The organism is Corynebacterium sp. HMSC065H09 (assembly GCF_001812845.1).
Taxonomy (GTDB): Bacteria; Actinomycetota; Actinomycetes; order Mycobacteriales; family Mycobacteriaceae; genus Corynebacterium; species Corynebacterium jeikeium_D.
The window spans coordinates 152556-169192 of the sequence record NZ_KV810606.1 but is presented as its reverse complement, the minus strand read 5'-3'; the positions used below and the strand labels follow the sequence as shown (position 1 = coordinate 169192).

Genomic DNA, 16637 nt, shown 5'->3' with positions numbered 1-16637 from the left:
TAGCGAGTTGTACGACACTCTAGAGGGACTAAAGCATGCAGAATTCATGGGGGAAATACATGCTGGGGGAACTCATTCGCGTGCGCATTGATGCCGCACACATGCCCGAAGACACCAACCGAGCACACGCAGACCTTGCGTTACCGACCAACGTCGCAATCGCCGCACTTGTACCGGATATCCTGCAAATTTTCGATATCGACATTGCGGACTTCCCGCTGGCACAGTGGCAGCTACGGACCGCCGCTGGCACGATTTTGCTTGCCGACGACACCCTGAACGATGCCGGTATTGCACCAGGCGAACGCCTGGTTGTTATCAACGACCCAGGTCCCGTGCCCAAACCTCGACTCTTCGATGCCGCCGATGCTATTACCGACACCACCTATACCGACGGTATCGGGACGGCTGATTTGGTTGTTGGCTGTACCGCCGCCCTCGTGGCCACGGCTTCAATCGCAGCTGCCTCACTGAGCTTGAGCAGTACCGATTCCACACTGGCCGCGGCAATCAGCTTCATCGCGCTGCTGGCAGTAGCCGGTGGACTGCGCCTGGCGCTGTTGCGTAGCGCAAAACCGGCGATTGTCATGTCCCTGGAGCTGCAAGTGCTCATTCTGGGCACCGCTTCGGGACTCTGCTTCGTTGGCCTCGACCTACACCGCATACTCACCGACTGGCCGCCGACTGCTGCGATTAGTGTCGCGCTTGCCGTCATCGGTTTGATTTTTCTCATTTCCAACACCGGCGACGGCGACAACCGCATCACCGTTACCCTGGGCGCGGCGAGTCTCAGTGCTGCAGTTACCTTCGGTATTTACGCTGCGGCTGTCGCACTTTTCCACAACTCGGTTCAATCAGGAGCGCTCACCGCTGCTAGTGCAGTCATCCTGATACTGCTGGCACCTTCCATCGCTATCAAGGCTGCCGGTATTCGCGTACCCAAAGTCCCTGCCGCCGGCGAGAGCTTCGATGACAGCGAAACTCCCGAAATATCCCACAACGCACCTAAGCGAGCGGGGTGGATTCTCGATGGCATCCTCTGCAGTGGCACCGGAAGTCTCAGCATCTTCACCCTGGTGGTACTTTTCTCCGGAGCCTATGGGAACAGGTGGTGGCCTCTGGGCATGGCTGCTGCTGTCATAGTCTTTTGTGCAATTCATTCCCGTGGCCAAGCCCGGAAAGTAGCTTCCACCTGCACTGCTTTAGCTGGTCTTGCCGTCATTGTGGCCGTCGCTTTTCAACAGTGGTTCGAGGGTAATTGGCCAGTCTCCGCTGGCCTTGTCGCCCCAATGCTTGCAGCCACCGCCTTAGCCGCATTTCCCGCGTCACGCATCTCACCTACAACGCGCCGCATAGCTGAGCTAACCGAGGCCTGCAGTATCGCCGTTATTTTGCCCATTGCGGCCATCATTGCCGAATTCCCTGAGTTCGTAAGTGGGTTCTTCCAGTGAAAAACCCACTTTTCATGAATGCCATAAAAACTCGTCTCACCGCCACGGCCGCACTTTCCACAGTGCTTATCTCGACGTTGACGGCGGCCACCGCAGTAGCACCGTCGGGCATCGCACCAATAGCGGCTGCCCAGAACAGCCAGGACTGCGTGGCCACGATGCTGTCGTCGGAAAGCGCACTGCATGAACCGACGGTGATCGAAAAAGCGCTTCGGTTTCGCCAAGCATGGCAACTGACGACGGGTGCGGGGATTACGGTGGCGGTAATCGATACCGGGGTCTCACCCAATGAGCGCCTAGGCGAGGTTCTCGACGGTGGCGATTTTGTCGACGGCAACAGCGGGTTCGTAGACTGCGACGGTCACGGAACTCTAGTAGCTGGCATTATTGCAGGCCGGCCCGGTGCCGATGGTTTCGCCGGACTGGCGCCCGACGCGCACGTGTTGTCGATAAGACAAACAGCCGATGGCGAAGGCAATTTGGAGTCGCTGGCACAAGCTATCGACAGGGCCGTCGCGGAGGGCGCGCGGGTCATCAATATCTCGCTCACATCGTGTGCCCCGGCAGGCGTAATGCCCCAAGGTGCAACAGATGTTGCTGAGAGCGTCGCACGCGCGGAAGTCTCAGGCGCAGTAGTGGTCGCAGCGGCAGGCAATAAGGGCGATAGCTGTCAGGACGGATCCGTAGCGTGGCCCGCAGTTCTGCCGGAGGTAATCGCAGTATCAGCAGTACAGTTCGACGATGCCGGCCAAGCACAACCCGCGGAGTATGCAATCACGGGACAATGGGTCAATGTCTCCGCTCCCGGCGGCCCCGTACTCGGCCCCGATCCGCGCACCCCCACCGGTCTCATAGACCGCCACGTGCTCGGGTCCGGGGATAACACCCGAGATCAACAGATTGCCGGCACCAGCTTTGCCACGCCAACCGTGTCGGGCACAGCTGCCCTACTGCTGGCACGAAACCCAGAGCTTTCCCCAGCACAGGTTCGCGACATCATCCTTAATTCCGCGAGCCCAATTAGTTCCGGGCTCGGCCTTGGTCGCGGCATCATTGCACCTTATGACGCTCTGATTTGGACCACCGTAGACACCGCTGCGCAGCACGCAGCCAACCCCGCTGCCGCACCGGCTCCGCCGGATCTGCTTTCTTCGCAGGAGCGCAATGCACCGCTCCGGGCGACTGGTTTGCTCCTGATATGCGCGCTGGGCCTAGGTGCCTGGCTGCTCTCGCGTCCCAGACAGCGGCCCTAGCGCCGCCTGCTTACTCAGCTCAGGGCCTCCACGCAGCGCGGCCAGCACTTCCCAGTCCACTGGTCGCGTGCCACCGCTATCGGCATTGGTTGATGCATTAAACCCGAGGGCAGCCAACGTCGTGCGATCGTGCACAGCAAAGCGCATCCCCTCTGGCGAAATGACGTGTACAGCCCCATTTACGCTTACTGCGATCGAGCTGCGCTCACGGCTGCGACCATCCACGAAACCGTCGACGGCCACACCCGAACCGTCGGCATGCGGGTAATCCACGTGCCGCCCCTCCGGAGCATGCTGCGACCACTGCACGAGAGCTTGCGGCCGTCCTGCTATCCGGCCGGTACACAGCCAGCCATCAGCATCGGCAAACGTCAACGGCTTTTCAGGTAGTCCCGGGACTACTGGCGCATTCGCAACGGGAACTGCCGCCAGCTGCCCTTCACTGGCCTGCAGAACTGGACTATGCGCAGCTAATAGCTCTCCTAGCACCGGGGAGAGAATCGCGGCACCGTCGTCAAGCACGATAACGCGCCGCTGCCCGATCTCGACCACATTGCCGACTGTGTCGAATGGGGCGGCGAAGTGTGTGGGTGCGCCGCGGTTTGGAATTGCTGGCGCGGCCAGAATCGGAACCTCCGGAATCGTTCTGAGCAATGCAGGGGTGACAGGCCGGACTGCGGAGCGCTCCAACCCCAGCGCTCGAGAAACAGCGGCGTGCTCCGGGTGGTTGATATCCAACCGCGAGCGGTAGCCCTGCGTAATCAGCCAGAGGTTTTGGCCATCGGCAACAACGGCACTGTCCGAGTGGGTCCGGGTAAGCTGCTGCGGTTCCCCACGTACTTCCTCAAGACGCGCAAGTGACTCTGCAACAATCCACGGTTGCCCGAGGTCTTGCACCGTCCGCTCGCATAAAGACAGTGCCAGCTCCGGCGCACCTGCGCTGCCCTTCTTGGCAGCTCCCGAGGCCCCAGAGCCTGCCGGCGCGGCCGGAACTGCTGGTGCGCCCTCAATCCCGACAGCAAAACTGATGTCCTCTTTGTCCAACTCGCTACTGCGCACCCGTTTCGGCTCAGCAGGATTGCCCAAAATTAACCGCGCCGATGCGAGATTCGCGACTGGATGCAATCGACCATTGACACGTACATGTAGGCCCTCCGACCCCGACACGACAATCAGCTGCTCATTGGAGCTAGAACCGCCCTGCGGCCGCACCAACGACAGCACCGCAGTGCCGGCGGCCAGTAAAACCACCAGCGCACAGCTGATAAACAGTGCTCGCGTTCGCGTGCGCAGAGGGTCGTGCAGCATTCGCGAATCCGCACGCACAAGCGCGTGCTCAATCCGACGAATCAAGAATCGATGACCGCTGACCTGGCTAGGCGTAGTCGGCGTACGTGGCATGAGTTTCCCCCAAAACTATTCCCCCAAATAATCTCTACCCTGCAGAGTAAGCCAGGCCGCGCTACTGTGCGACCAGGGGAATTTTAGTGGGGAACATATTGGGGGGATTTTCACATGCCATTGTCATTGTGGCTGCTCATTACAGCAATAACCATCACTGCAGGCGCGCATGTCTCTGTGCGCGGCCGCAGCCTTCGCGACCGCCTGCGACGCACCGAACCAGGACAACTCATCGGGCTACGTCTCACGCCAGGCCTGCGCAACCAGCTAAGCGCTGCAGATATCGTCTCGCTTGCCGACGACAGCCCAGTGACCCTGGATGCGCTGTGCTTTTATCACATTGCGCCGGAAGTCCGCGGAGAGCATGCACACCGCTACTTCCGAGCAGCCGAGCGCTCCGACACGAGCCCTGAGCCCTGGACACATCTGGTGGCAACTCTTCCGGTGGAAGCCTCCGCTGACAAAGCCCTACGCTTCCTCATCCACCGGCTGGGAACCCTTGGTATTCGCGCACGGCGATTAACGGCACAGGAGTGTGCTCTGACTGAGAGCTCTGCGGAGGTAGTGCAGCTGCGCCGCACTGGACGCTCTCATCATGTGGCGGCGTTGGGGCGCAAACCGCACCTGTGGTTAAGCCGACAACGCGACATCGCTATCACTAATGGTCCGGCGCAGGTCATAGGAGCCGGGAGCAGCGGACAAACCATCACAATGTGTCCCGCGAAACTCCCCCGATTGGAGGTCGACTGCGGCAATCAGGACATTTGTGAGCTGCTCATCGGAATGCTCTCCCTCGGCTATCGAGTAGGAATTCGCACGGCCCGACCACATTTCTATACTGTGGCCCTTGATCTGGGCGCAGTACTTCTCGCGCGAGCTGGAGACGACACCGTCGATGTGGTTGTTGTCGAAGAGTATGAGCCCGACCTGTGTACTGGAATCGCGAGAATCATCGAGGTCAGTCGTACAGGTTCGCCCACGGCAGCAGCGGAAATGCCAGCTTCGTGCCCTCGACTGGCGATGGGCGAATTCACCTGGACGCTATCTACCGCCCGCACTACCGATGAATTGCAGCCACTAGCTATGCGGGCAACTAGCGGTTCAGTCCCGGAATCAACGCACCCAAATCTGGCAGACCGCCCGGCGCCTGGGAGCCGTCAGGCTCACCCTGCTGCGCCGGGTCATTCGGAGCGCCATTTTCTTGGCCACCCGGCTGACCGCCTGCTGCAGGAGGCACATCCTCCTTCGGCATCTGTGCACCGGTGACATTGCCATTGTCGATAGTGGCAGCGCCCGCTGGTCCCGAGCACTCCAGAGTAGACGGGCCATAGGCCGCGCAGTTGTAACCGAATGCGCTCAACTGAGAATTCGCTGGCAGCGTCTTCATCTCACCCGCCGGCGGGAACGTAAGGACCTCGTAAGTAACTCCCCCCGGGTTCCAGGACACAGCATTGGCGGGAACCTTGTTTCCCGTGCCGTCATCGACCATCGGAGGATTGGCAAGATTCACCTGGCAGGCCAAGTAGGCGTCACCGCTCAGATCGTTGAGGAAGCAACGTGTCGTGCCATCCTCCAACTGAAAGAGTCGAGTATTTGGGCCGTCCGCCGGGGTGTAGTCCGCATCATTGACCTGGGTGATTGCAGGAGTTTCCGTCGGCGTCTCTGATTTTGTCGGTGTCGTCGACTCCTCAGTCGATTTCGGCGGAGTCGAGGATTTGGTCTTTGCGGAAGAACTGACGGAGCGATTCGAGACTTCCGGCTTAGCCGGCTCGTCGTCTCCACATCCGGCCAGCGCGAAAGTCATCATCACACCGGCTGCGATCGTTGCCATAAATTTATTCATCCGCATGGTGTCCTAACCTACCCGACCATCGCTCCATCCCCTAGTAGCCGAGGGAGGAATTACTTCCGGAGAACTAGCTCGCATCTCGTCGATGCGTTCTGGCGTAATCACGTCATTGAAGGCGAAGATAGTTACTTCCCTATCTCGATAAACAGGGGTTACCCCTGGAGCTACCCAGAGCCCTTCACCAGGAAACTCTAAATCCTCCTTGGAATCCCAAATACCCGGGGGTGACAAATAGATGAATCCCACGTTCAGCTTTCGGGCTGAGCGATCGACATCGTTCACCCCATCCGGCCGGTCGGGGTCTGGAAAACCGAGGTAATCAGCGTGCCAATACAGCATTGAGGTGGCAGTCCACTTATTCGCCACTGGCCAGTCATAGTGCGGGAACACTACTGGCAAGTCATTGCGAGCGTACATCCAGCTGGACCCCTCCGGCGGATTGGTAAACGTGCGGTACTTATGTGCCTCCGGCTGCTTGGCCAACCAATCAAATGCCTTCAAGTCAGCCTTGGAAATGATTTGCCATTCCCTAGGGCTCTTGTAGGCGAAATCCGCAGCGCTAGCATTAGACGCCACTCCATAGACCACAAGTACAGCAGAGCTCACCGTCGCTAAGCTCAACCCCAGAACCCGCCCCGTCGATGGCACCTTTGACTCACTAATTCGAGCCGCCCACGCGCAGCCCCACGCAACGGCGATACCCGCAAACGCGGAATACAGGTACGCGGTGACCATCACCAACCGGTGAGGCGTCGAATAGTGAAGATCCGTATACAGCGCGAGAATATCGCCCGGCACGCCACCAAAATGATTGAGCGCGTGGGTCGTCATCAACACCGAAACAAACCAGGCCGGTACTACCCACACCCGTCGGCGCGAAGTACCTGCGAAAACCAAAAACGCCATCCCGATGAAACCAAGGATGATAATTGGCCAGAACGGCCGGAATTCCTCAGTGTGGCGTGTCAACATCGTGGCGCCTCGATACCACGCATCGAAACGATCGAGGTCGTCTACTTCAGCACTAACCGCGCGCACATCCTCGGTCTGAGAAGTTCCCGTAAGCCACTGCGGCAGGAGAACCGCCACTGCTGGCACGAAGGCGGCTGCAATCACCGCGACGTCGTAAAGCCTGGCGCGAACCGCACCCAGTTCAGGATGCGCGGGACGCGGCAGGCGGTAGCACAACCACCAGATTGCACCGAGCATAACGACTGTAGGTACCGATGCCGGATGGAGCTCTCCGATACCGATTATCGAAAGCGCGGCGCTCAAGATGCGCTGAGGTGCGTGTGGGAGCGACGTAACAAAGGCAAAAACGGTAATCGCTAGCGCAATCGAGACCTGGTACGGCCAGGCCCCCACGAAGACCCCGACGGGCATCAATACCGGAAGCGCTGCGGAAACAAGCGCTGCAACCCCTGCAGCAACGGCAGTGGACAGCTTTCGGCGATCAATAATTCTCCAGGTGAGCGCCGCAGCCGCCGTGGGTATGGTCACGGCCGGAATGATAATGCCGAGGTAATTGACTGCCTCGGTGATTGGTAGACGGACAATCAATACCCAAAGCGCACCGAACGCATGCCATGCGGCGGGATAGTAGGACACCGCCTGAGTTTCCACATTCTGGATCTCGCCCATCCTAGTGGCCGAGGCCATGCCGTCTTCCGTAATCGAACGGAGCACACTTGCATGCCAGAGTGTGTCCCAGCCTTGCTGGATGGTCGCCATCCCCTCGGACATTGAAGCGATGCGGCCGATAGCGGTCCACGTGAGAACCGCCGCTGCGATGATGACCCCGATACTTGCGATTAGCCCATAGCCCAACTCGCGCCATCGACTTGCGGCGGGCGGCTGCGTCTCGGCCGACACTGAGCGATCGACACTACCGCGCCGCCGCCGAATCAAAGCGCTGCCGCCACTCCAGCAAAGCGCGAGAAGTAGTGTCACGGCCCAGCAGATAGACGCACTGACCAAGGTGAAGCGCACATCGATAGCGCCGAGCGCCCACCCTGCGGTGCCTGCGATACCAAACGTCACCGCAGGACCGAGGGCCAGAGCCCACGGAGTACGAACGCCGCTGGCTCGCACTACAACAGCGCCGGGGATTACGAGCAGCGCAACCAAGCTAACAATTGCCCACACCACTACCGAACACTCCTCCTACGGTCACTTTCTTCAGGGAATATTACCGAGAGCTTGTACATTTAAGCCTCGTCCACATCTGTCCGGGCATCACGACGCTCGCGGGTCTGCTCCGCCCTGGCCGCCAAATCAGCATCGCCGGGGTAATCAACACCTACCAGGCTGAGCCCACGCGCCTCTGCCACCGGGACCAACGGGGAACGCTTCTCTTCACTCAACAACTGTTCAGTGAATCCAACCGCACGTCGCCCCTCACCGACACTAAGGCAGGCCCCAACCAGTGAGCGCACCATAGACCAGCAGAACGCGTCGGCAGTCACATGGGCCTCGTACAGCTCTGGTTCTTCCCGCGTAGATACGTCGAACCACTGGAACTGCTGTAAATCTCTAGTGGTCGTCGCATGCGGCTTGTGTCGGCAAAAAGCGGCAAAGTCATTGAGCCCCAGTAGGGCATCAGCCGCCACCTGCATGCGGTTGATGTCCACTGACCGCCGCCAGTGGGCCGTATCGCGAGCACGGGTAGGAAGCGGGCCACTGACGCAACTAGTGACACGGTAGACATAGTGCCGACGTAACGCGGAAAAACGGGCATCGAAACCCGGGGGCGCAAACGAGGTGCCCCGAAGCGTCACGTCCGCGGGCAATAGTCGCGCTACACGACGAACCAAATTACCCGGATCCCCTGCGATAGAACGTGTGTCTAAACAGGAGACAGGAACATCTGCGTGAGCCACCTGCCCGGAGGCATGGACACCAGCATCTGTACGACCGGCCACAGTCAGTTGCACTGGAGTGCGCAACACCTTCTCCAGAGTGGATTCCAACGTCGCCTGCACAGTCCGCACCGGTTCTCCCGTGGGCTTATCGCGCTGAGCAGCCCAACCGTGGAAATCTGTCCCGTCATAAGCAATGTCAAAACGCAACCGAACCAGGTCGGAGTCGGTGCTCCCCATAGCGGCACGATCGGGAGAATCGCACGGGGCATCCGGAGTCGTTGGAGTAAGTGATGTCACGGTTAACAGATTGTAGCCGGGACCCCGGATTAGAGAATCAGCAGTTTCCACCGCAGGGTCTCCGTATAGCTCTCAATGTTGGTGCGTAATCCGTCGGTGTAACCGGAGGCAGAACTGGGGACGGGCGCTATGCACCGTCGTTAAGCACAAAGAACCCCCGGGAGAGCGTTCAGATATGAACTGCTCAACGGGGGTTCAAAGCTGTGAAGGCCAGAAGCCGTCGGCGAGGGGAATTACTCCTCCTCTGCAGCCTCAGCCTCAGTAGCCTCAGCCTCTTCGGCCTTTGCCTCTTCAGCCTGCTTGGAAGCAGCGGCGCGAGTTGCGCGAGTTGCCTCAGCAGTTGCGGTCTCTTCCTCAACCAGAGCGATCAGAGAGATCGGGGCATTGTCGCCCTTGCGGTTACCCAGCTTGATGATGCGGGTGTAGCCGCCGTCGCGATCAGCGAACTGCGGACCGATCTCGTCGAACAGCTTCTTAACTGCGTAGTTGTCGTTAAGCAGCTTTGCAACGTTGCGGCGATCTGCGAGAGTGCCGCGCTTTGCCTTGGTGATCAGCTTCTCAACGTACGGACGCAGCAGCTTGGCCTTGGTGTCGGTGGTCTTAATCTTGCCGTGCTCGATGAGCTGCTTCGCGAGGTTGGCCAGAATCTTCTTCTGGTGCGAAGCGGAGCCGCCGAGACGGGAACCCTGCTTAGGGGTAGGCATAGGTATCTCCTCGTTTTAATGAAGTCGCGTCGGTGAACTACTCGTCGTAGCCAGCGCTTGCGCCATCAGTCCAGTCAGCGTCATCGCCCGAGGCAGCGTCCAAATCAGCGACAGCAGCCGGGTCGAAGTTGTTCGGGGAATCCTTCAGAGCGAGGCCAAGCTCAGCGAGCTTCTCCTTGACCTCATTGATGGACTTGTCACCGAAGTTGCGGATATCCAGCAGATCCGACTCGGTACGAGCAGCGAGCTCACCGACAGTGTGGATCTCCTCACGCTTGAGGCAGTTGTAGGAGCGCATAGAGAAGTCCAGATCCTCAATCGGAGTCTGGTACGCAGCGACATCCTCAGCCTCGCGCGGGCTCGGGCCAATCTCGATGCCCTCAGCAGCCTCGTTCAGCTCACGTGCCAGACCGAACAGCTCAACCAGAGTCTTGCCTGCCGACGCCATTGCGTCGCGGGCGGTGATCGAGTTCTTGGTCTCGACATCGATGATCAGCTTGTCAAAGTCGGTGCGCTGCTCAACACGAGTAGCCTCCACCTTGTAGCTGACCTTCAGAACTGGCGAGTAAATCTGGTCCATCGGAATGCGGCCGATTTCGCCACCGGAGTTCGGGGTCGCCGGCACGTAGCCACGACCACGCTCAACGATCATCTCAATATCCAAGCGACCGGAATCATTGAGAGTAGCGATGTGGTGGTCCGGGTTATGAATCTCCACACCTGCTGGGCACTCAATGTCTGCAGCGGTCACCGCGCCTGCACCTTCGCGACGCAGGTAAACGGTAGCCGGCTCATCGAACTCGCTCGAGAGCACCAGACCCTTGATGTTCAGGATGATGTCGGAGACATCTTCCTTCACGCCCGGGATAGTGGTGAACTCGTGCAGCACACCGTCAATGCGGATGCTGGTGACTGCAGCGCCCGGAATGGACGACAGCAACGTACGACGAAGAGAGTTACCGAGGGTGTAACCGAAACCCGGCTCCAGCGGCTCAATGACGAACCGGGAGCGAGAGGAATCAATGTAGTCCTCAGTCAGCGTTGGGCGCTGGGAAATGAGCATTTTCGAAAATCCTCCAGGTGGCGACCGCTATATGACGCCATAGGGAATGAATGGATGCAAGCGAAGTTGGTTATTACTTCGAGTAGAACTCGACGATCAGCTGTTCCTGAAGCGGAATGTCGATCTGTGCGCGTTCCGGGGTCTGGTGCACGAGGATGCGCAGGGACTCAGGAACAACCTGAAGCCATGCCGGGACGACAGCGTCGACCAGGTTCTCCTGTGCCTCTTCGAACCAAATCATCTTCTGCGACTTCGGGCGCACGTCGATGATGTCGTACTGGCTTACCTGGAAGGACGGCACGTTGATCTTCTTACCGTTAACGGTGAAGTGGCCGTGGGAAACCAGCTGACGAGCCTGGCGACGGGTACGAGCCAGACCAGCGCGGTAGACAACGTTGTCGAGACGCGACTCCAGCAGGACGACGAGGTTATCGCCTGTCTTGCCCGGACGACGGTGAGCCTCGGCGTAGTAGCGACGGAACTGCTTCTCCATCACGCCATAGGTGAAACGTGCCTTCTGCTTTTCCTGGAGCTGGAGCAGGTACTCCGACTCCTTGATACGAGCGCGGCCAGCCTGCCCCGGAGGGTAGGGACGACGCTCAAAGTTCATGTCGCCACCGACGAGGTCGACGCGGAGACGACGGGACTTACGGGTTGCGGGACCGGTATAACGGGCCATTTCTGTTCTCTCCTTACCCTATTCCTAGACGCGACGACGCTTCGGCGGACGGCAGCCGTTGTGCGGCTGAGGGGTCACATCCGAGATCGAGGACACCTCAAGGCCAGCGGCCTGGAGGGAACGGATGGCGGTTTCGCGGCCCGAACCCGGACCCTTAACGAAAACGTCAACCTTCTTCATACCGTGCTCCATGGCCTTACGAGCAGCGTTCTCGGCGGCCATCTGAGCAGCGAACGGAGTGGACTTACGAGAGCCCTTGAAACCGACGTGACCAGAGGAGGCCCACGAGATAACAGCGCCCTTCGGGTCCGTGATGGACACGATGGTGTTGTTGAAGGTGGACTTGATGTATGCGTGGCCCTGAGCCACGTTCTTCTTTACAACGCGACGGCCGGTACGACGGCCGCGTGCGGACTTCGGAGCTGCCATGTTTTACTTCTTCTTTCCGGCGATCGTCTTCTTCGGACCCTTACGCGTACGTGCGTTGGTCTTGGTGCGCTGACCACGGACCGGCAGGCCACGACGGTGGCGCAGACCCTGGTAGGAACCAATCTCAATCTTGCGGCGGATATCAGCCTGAACCTGGCGGCGGAGATCACCCTCGACCTTCCAGGTAGCTTCAATCACGTCACGCAGCGCAGCAACCTGCTCATCAGTGAGAGCGTCGGTGCGCAGATCCGGAGAGATGCCGGTCTTCTCCAGCAGCTCATTAGCACGGGCGGGGCCGATGCCATAGATGTAGGTAAGAGCGACCTCCATACGCTTGTTGCGTGGCAGGTCAACTCCAGCAAGGCGTGCCATACGGCAATTTCCTTCCGGTTGATGCGGTGGTTTACTCCACTGCCATCCTTTCCAGACCCGGCTTACTCGGTCGGACGCCGAGTCGCGTAGGTGTTATAGAAAGGCTCCAGCCACCGTTGCCGGAGGTATTCTCGCTTACTTCTGTGGAAAAGCTTTCTTAAAGAACCGCCGCGCCGAACTGCTGAGGCACCAGGCCTCAACATCACGCGGCCGTCACCAGAAGCAGCTAGGACGGTGGAGTTTCTGTCTAGTTAGTAAATGAGCCCATAACCACTACCAACAGTGGTCAGGTCGATTTACTTGTAGCGGTAGACGATTCGCCCACGCTCGAGATCGTACGGAGAAAGCTCCACTACGACTCGGTCTTCCGGGAGAATACGGATGTAGTGCTGGCGCATCTTGCCACTGATATGGGCGAGCACCTTGTGCCCGTTGTCCAGCTCCACTCGGAACATCGCGTTCGGCAAGGGCTCGACGACGCGACCCTCAACCTCAATTGCGCCTTCCTTTTTAGCCATGTCCTCCACGTCTCTCTGGCGGATACCCGGGACAATCCCGGCACCAGTTGGGAAATCTCTACTCTGCCTGGTGTTTTAGCAGTTCCGTGCAGGGATAATCATCACTGCAGCGACACTGCGCCCACACCATCGCCCAACTTTACACGCGACCTGCGTTTTTACCAAATACGACCACTATGGGACCGGTTGCAAGCGACGGCAGGCGGATTCGCTCCACGCGCTCAGAATTCATCGCAGCCTTTATGGCAACATTCTGACCTTTCGCGTGGCCCTCACGCACTAGTTATTAATATCGAGAAGTCAAAATACGGGGGCCGTCCGCCGTGGCGGCAACTGTGTGCTCCCAATGGGAGGCCGGCATTCTATCGGCGCTGACGACCGTCCAGCCGTCGTCAAGCTCATCACTACCCCACTCGCCGCCGAGAATGAGCATCGGTTCAATGGCCAATACGGAGCCTTCGACGATGCGGGGCCCCTTTCCTGCTTTGCCTTCGTTGGGAAGGAAGGGATCCATGTGCATCTCGCGCCCAATGCCGTGCCCGCCGTATCCATCGACGATGCCGAGTTCAATATCGTGGCGCAGTTCAGCCTCACGGGTGGCCATTTCAAGCGCATACGAAATATCGGTGAGGCGAGCGCCCGGCACCATGGCCTTAATACCTTCGGCGAGGACCTCTGATGTCGCGATGTTTAGTTTTTCGACATCTTCACTCAGCTTTCCGACACCGAAAGTCAGTGCCGAATCGCCGTGCCAACCGTCCAAAACTGCGCCACAGTCAATCGAGACCAGGTCACCTTCGGATAGAACTGTGGCCGAGGACGGAATGCCATGGACGATAACTTCATTCACGGATGCACAGATAGATGCCGGGAAACCTTCATAACCAAGGAAAGATGGCGTTGCACCCGCATCGGTAATGACCTGATGCGCAATCTCATTGAGATCCGCCGTGGTCACCCCTGGCTTAGCGGCATCTCGGCAGGCTAGCAATGCACGACCGACGATCTCGCCGGCCGCTTGCATCGCATCCAGCTCTCCCTCGGTGCGGGCAGGAACTACTTTACGGCGGCGTCGAAAACTCATCACGCTGGTTGAGTCTACTCTGACTCAGAAAATAGCCACCGGCTAGCCGCATCCCACCACCTACGAAGGCACCGCTACCTCAGCCAGCACTTTGCTTCATGCATTTTTGCATCGCGTTGCATGGGAATTTTTATGGATGTTCATTGGTGACAGTTGATCCGCAATCGACTTGCTTCAATTTTCGCGCAGTTTACTCCCAAAGATGAGCTGCCTTACGATAACTGGCATGCATTCACTGTTGAAGTCCACGCAGATTGCTGGCGTTGTTATTGCTGCCAGCTCGCTTTTCCTGATTGGCGCATGCTCAAGCAACCCCGAACCGGCGCCAGCGCCGACTGTCCCTTCCACTTCCCCTGCTGCGGAATCGCCGGAGACCCCTGGAAGCACCGCGGGTTTCATGGGCACCTCTGCACTGCCTGAGTCAATCCAGAATTTCACTCCTGATGCTGTTAAGGAAGCGGTTGGCAGCTGCGTCGAGTCGGATGACTCTAAACCCGTCATTTTTGGCAGCGAGAGCGTACATGGCTTCACCTGCGTAATGACTGTTGGCGACGGCGGCACTGCGATGCTCAGTACGGCCGAGGACCCGGCCACTGTCAGCCGGATTAATGAAAAGGCTGAGTCCGTCGAGAACTACGTGCCATACGAGCTACCCGGCAAGCACGCATTTAGCGGCGTCAACAAGGGCTCCCCTTTCGTTATGGTCATCGACGAGGATAACCGCATCTACCAGGAGTTTGTTTTCGCGAATATTGGTGCCGAGGCCGCACAGCCCCTTATCGACGAAATCATTCAGGACTTCCAGTAGCCCCAACCTGCAGTTCAATCCAGGGAACTCACCCAGCATCAACTCTCCGCTGCCGTAACGCTCTGATTTCGCTACGGTCGGAGCACTTCTGCTGTACTCCCCCCCCCCAGAAGAGTCTTCACCTCCCGCCAGCGTTACCCCTACGCCTCACTATCGCCCGCCCCCTTCGTCATCCACGTCCGCACCGCACCCGCCCGCACCGTTGGGGTCAGTGTCATCCTTATCGCCTTGGTTACGCTTCGCCCCGTTTTGCCGAAGTATTCGCCGCAACCAACGTCCTGGGTTATCAAAAGCGTTTGAATCTTGATTCGAGTTCCTGTTGTCCTCTTCCGATGAATCATTCGTCTTTCGGTCTTTTCCTGGCTCAATCCACACCACCCGTTCCGTTTCGACAGGCTCCCCTTCACACTCATCCGGCCGCAACGTCCACCAGGATTTGTCATTCGACCGATTGTCATCAATCTTTCGATGCGTACCAGGGTCAACAAATGTCAGATTTGAAATGTCCGTTGCCCCGCCCCTCACCCAGGACTCAATATGATGCATATCGCACATAGCCGGTGGCGTAGCTTTGCCCGGCGCGGAAGATCCGCCCTCCTCACCGCACAGCGCAAGGTACTGGGCCATCGTCCCTAGTCTCTGCGATCGGCCAAGAAACAGACTCTGCCCCTTGTCTCCCAAAACCTGCAAGAACGAATTTCCGGCCACAACCCTCTCGATCGCCTCAGCGATTGACATTCGCACGCCACCATCGCTGATTGCTTTCCCCGCCCCCGGCAGCTTCCAACCATCCGTGCCTTGCAGCTTTACGCCCGCGATTTTCGCGATATCCGAAATATGGGCCACAGTGACAACCGACGTGGTGCCCCGCACCGGCTTTAAGGTCGCACCTATCCCAAAACCGGCATCGACCGCAGCCTCAAGTGCATCATGAAACCGCTGCTCTGGAGCGCGCTCATCCTTAGCGCCTTCCTCCAAGAGTCCACCCGGCCGGCCGTAGTCAGCCTGCAACCTCTTCAGCATCGCCGCGAAGTGCGGCGTAATCAGCCCCGTCAACCGACTCATACCGTCGGCTCGCTGCGGTCCGATCTTCACTCCCCGCAGCCGCTGCCTGTCCTCATCCGTATATGGATCATCCAATCCCAACATCGCCCGCAGTCGATGTGACAGCGCACCCAAGTCGTCGACACGCACCTGTGTCACAACCTCACTGGCATGCTCATCCAAGGCCTGCGCCACCCGCGCATGTTCTGATTTCGGGAGACCTTTGACAGCTTTATCAATCTTTTGAACCGCATCCGCCCCTACGACCCCTTCGGATACCTTGTCCCGCAGAGCAGGCATTCTTTCATCATCGCTTTTCGACGAAAAAGGCTCCGCTTCCTTCCGGAGCCGCCCTAAACAACTAATTCGCTGACGAGCCTCCGCACGGGAAATATGAGACTCTTCCGCCAGCCAAGCAACTTTCCGATGATTCGATGAAGGTATCTCCGGCGCAAGCGCCGCCAAGTACTCCGCGTCAACTATGGCTAGGCGCTTCCGAGCCCTCTCAATCAATGCATAGGCATCTCGCATATGAACTGGTGATAAATCACCGAAGCTCTCCACAACTAACCGAGACAGAGCTTCGAATTGAGTTATCAAGTCTAATATCTGCGACACCGACAGTGCTTGATTCAGCCCCCTTGACGGCTCCTGACCTTGCGGTTGATTAGGTCGCATCATTCCCCTCCCCTCGAATCCCCTAGAAATCGCTTTCGCTTTTACTTCCCTAACTATCCCCTACTGCATACAAATATCGCACACCCATTCGGGTACGTCAATACTCTTTTTCGTATTTCTTTTCCCTTTTAGCTCCACACCATTCA

15 protein-coding genes are annotated in these 16637 nt (G+C 58.5%); 4 read left to right on the top strand and 11 right to left on the bottom strand.

Annotated elements, in window-relative coordinates:
* Positions 1 to 35 precede the first annotated feature (35 nt).
* Together eccD and mycP are read left to right on the top strand one after the other, a co-directional pair.
* Positions 36 to 1451 carry a type VII secretion integral membrane protein EccD gene (gene eccD / locus HMPREF2878_RS10655; protein ID WP_246821968.1) on the top strand — a complete coding sequence of 472 codons (1416 nt, stop codon included), beginning with the start codon at positions 36 to 38 and terminating at the stop codon, positions 1449 to 1451.
* Between the two features lie 14 nt (positions 1452 to 1465).
* Positions 1466 to 2704: a type VII secretion-associated serine protease mycosin gene (mycP, locus tag HMPREF2878_RS10650; protein WP_222867607.1), complete on the top strand. Its 1239-nt coding sequence runs from the start codon at positions 1466 to 1468 to the stop codon at positions 2702 to 2704.
* On the opposite strand, the gene eccB is transcribed toward mycP, so the two are convergent.
* Positions 2663 to 4105, bottom strand: coding sequence for a type VII secretion protein EccB (gene eccB / locus HMPREF2878_RS10645; protein ID WP_070653461.1), 1443 nt, complete (start codon positions 4103 to 4105; stop codon positions 2663 to 2665). The two genes, mycP and eccB, sit on opposite strands and share 42 nt — an antisense overlap.
* Before the next feature lie 114 nt (positions 4106 to 4219).
* On the opposite strand from eccB, the gene HMPREF2878_RS11070 reads away from it, so the two are divergent.
* The gene (locus HMPREF2878_RS11070; protein WP_083310850.1) at positions 4220 to 5371 is read left to right on the top strand and encodes a hypothetical protein; all 1152 of its coding nucleotides are present in this window, start codon (positions 4220 to 4222) and stop codon (positions 5369 to 5371) included.
* Positions 5372 to 5960: 589 nt separating this feature from the next.
* Here HMPREF2878_RS11070 and HMPREF2878_RS10630 read toward each other — a convergent pair.
* The 9 genes from HMPREF2878_RS10630 to map all read right to left on the bottom strand — a co-directional run bounded on the left by HMPREF2878_RS10630 (position 5961) and on the right by map (position 13961).
* Positions 5961 to 8102 carry a DUF6541 family protein gene (locus tag HMPREF2878_RS10630; protein ID WP_070566115.1) on the bottom strand — a complete coding sequence of 714 codons (2142 nt, stop codon included), beginning with the start codon at positions 8100 to 8102 and terminating at the stop codon, positions 5961 to 5963.
* A gap of 59 nt (positions 8103 to 8161) precedes the next feature.
* The gene (locus tag HMPREF2878_RS10625; protein ID WP_048731480.1) at positions 8162 to 9052 is read right to left on the bottom strand and encodes a tRNA pseudouridine synthase A; all 891 of its coding nucleotides are present in this window, start codon (positions 9050 to 9052) and stop codon (positions 8162 to 8164) included.
* A 293-nt stretch (positions 9053 to 9345) separates the two neighbouring features.
* The gene (rplQ, locus tag HMPREF2878_RS10620) at positions 9346 to 9816 is read right to left on the bottom strand and encodes a 50S ribosomal protein L17 (RefSeq protein ID WP_016422080.1); all 471 of its coding nucleotides are present in this window, start codon (positions 9814 to 9816) and stop codon (positions 9346 to 9348) included.
* A gap of 37 nt (positions 9817 to 9853) precedes the next feature.
* Entirely contained in the window at positions 9854 to 10879 is a 1026-nt protein-coding gene (locus HMPREF2878_RS10615) for a DNA-directed RNA polymerase subunit alpha (protein WP_016422079.1), read from the bottom strand.
* Positions 10880 to 10952: 73 nt separating this feature from the next.
* The gene (gene rpsD, locus HMPREF2878_RS10610) at positions 10953 to 11558 is read right to left on the bottom strand and encodes a 30S ribosomal protein S4 (protein ID WP_005509964.1); all 606 of its coding nucleotides are present in this window, start codon (positions 11556 to 11558) and stop codon (positions 10953 to 10955) included.
* Positions 11559 to 11582: 24 nt separating this feature from the next.
* Positions 11583 to 11987 (bottom strand): 30S ribosomal protein S11, encoded by a 405-nt coding sequence (rpsK, locus tag HMPREF2878_RS10605; protein ID WP_016422078.1) that lies wholly within the window; start codon positions 11985 to 11987, stop codon positions 11583 to 11585.
* Between the two features lie 3 nt (positions 11988 to 11990).
* Positions 11991 to 12359 carry a 30S ribosomal protein S13 gene (gene rpsM / locus HMPREF2878_RS10600; RefSeq protein WP_005509836.1) on the bottom strand — a complete coding sequence of 123 codons (369 nt, stop codon included), beginning with the start codon at positions 12357 to 12359 and terminating at the stop codon, positions 11991 to 11993.
* Positions 12360 to 12655: 296 nt separating this feature from the next.
* Positions 12656 to 12877, bottom strand: a complete 222-nt coding sequence (gene infA / locus HMPREF2878_RS10595) for a translation initiation factor IF-1 (RefSeq protein ID WP_016422077.1) — start codon at positions 12875 to 12877, stop codon at positions 12656 to 12658.
* A gap of 286 nt (positions 12878 to 13163) precedes the next feature.
* Entirely contained in the window at positions 13164 to 13961 is a 798-nt protein-coding gene (gene map, locus HMPREF2878_RS10590) for a type I methionyl aminopeptidase (protein WP_070653460.1), read from the bottom strand.
* A 226-nt stretch (positions 13962 to 14187) separates the two neighbouring features.
* On the opposite strand from map, the gene HMPREF2878_RS10585 reads away from it, so the two are divergent.
* Positions 14188 to 14769 (top strand): hypothetical protein, encoded by a 582-nt coding sequence (locus HMPREF2878_RS10585; RefSeq protein ID WP_070653459.1) that lies wholly within the window; start codon positions 14188 to 14190, stop codon positions 14767 to 14769.
* A gap of 150 nt (positions 14770 to 14919) precedes the next feature.
* On the opposite strand, the gene HMPREF2878_RS10580 is transcribed toward HMPREF2878_RS10585, so the two are convergent.
* On the bottom strand, positions 14920 to 16344 hold the full coding sequence (locus HMPREF2878_RS10580) for an HNH endonuclease signature motif containing protein (protein WP_246821832.1): 1425 nt from the start codon (positions 16342 to 16344) through the stop codon (positions 14920 to 14922).
* Positions 16345 to 16637: the final 293 nt, after the last annotated feature.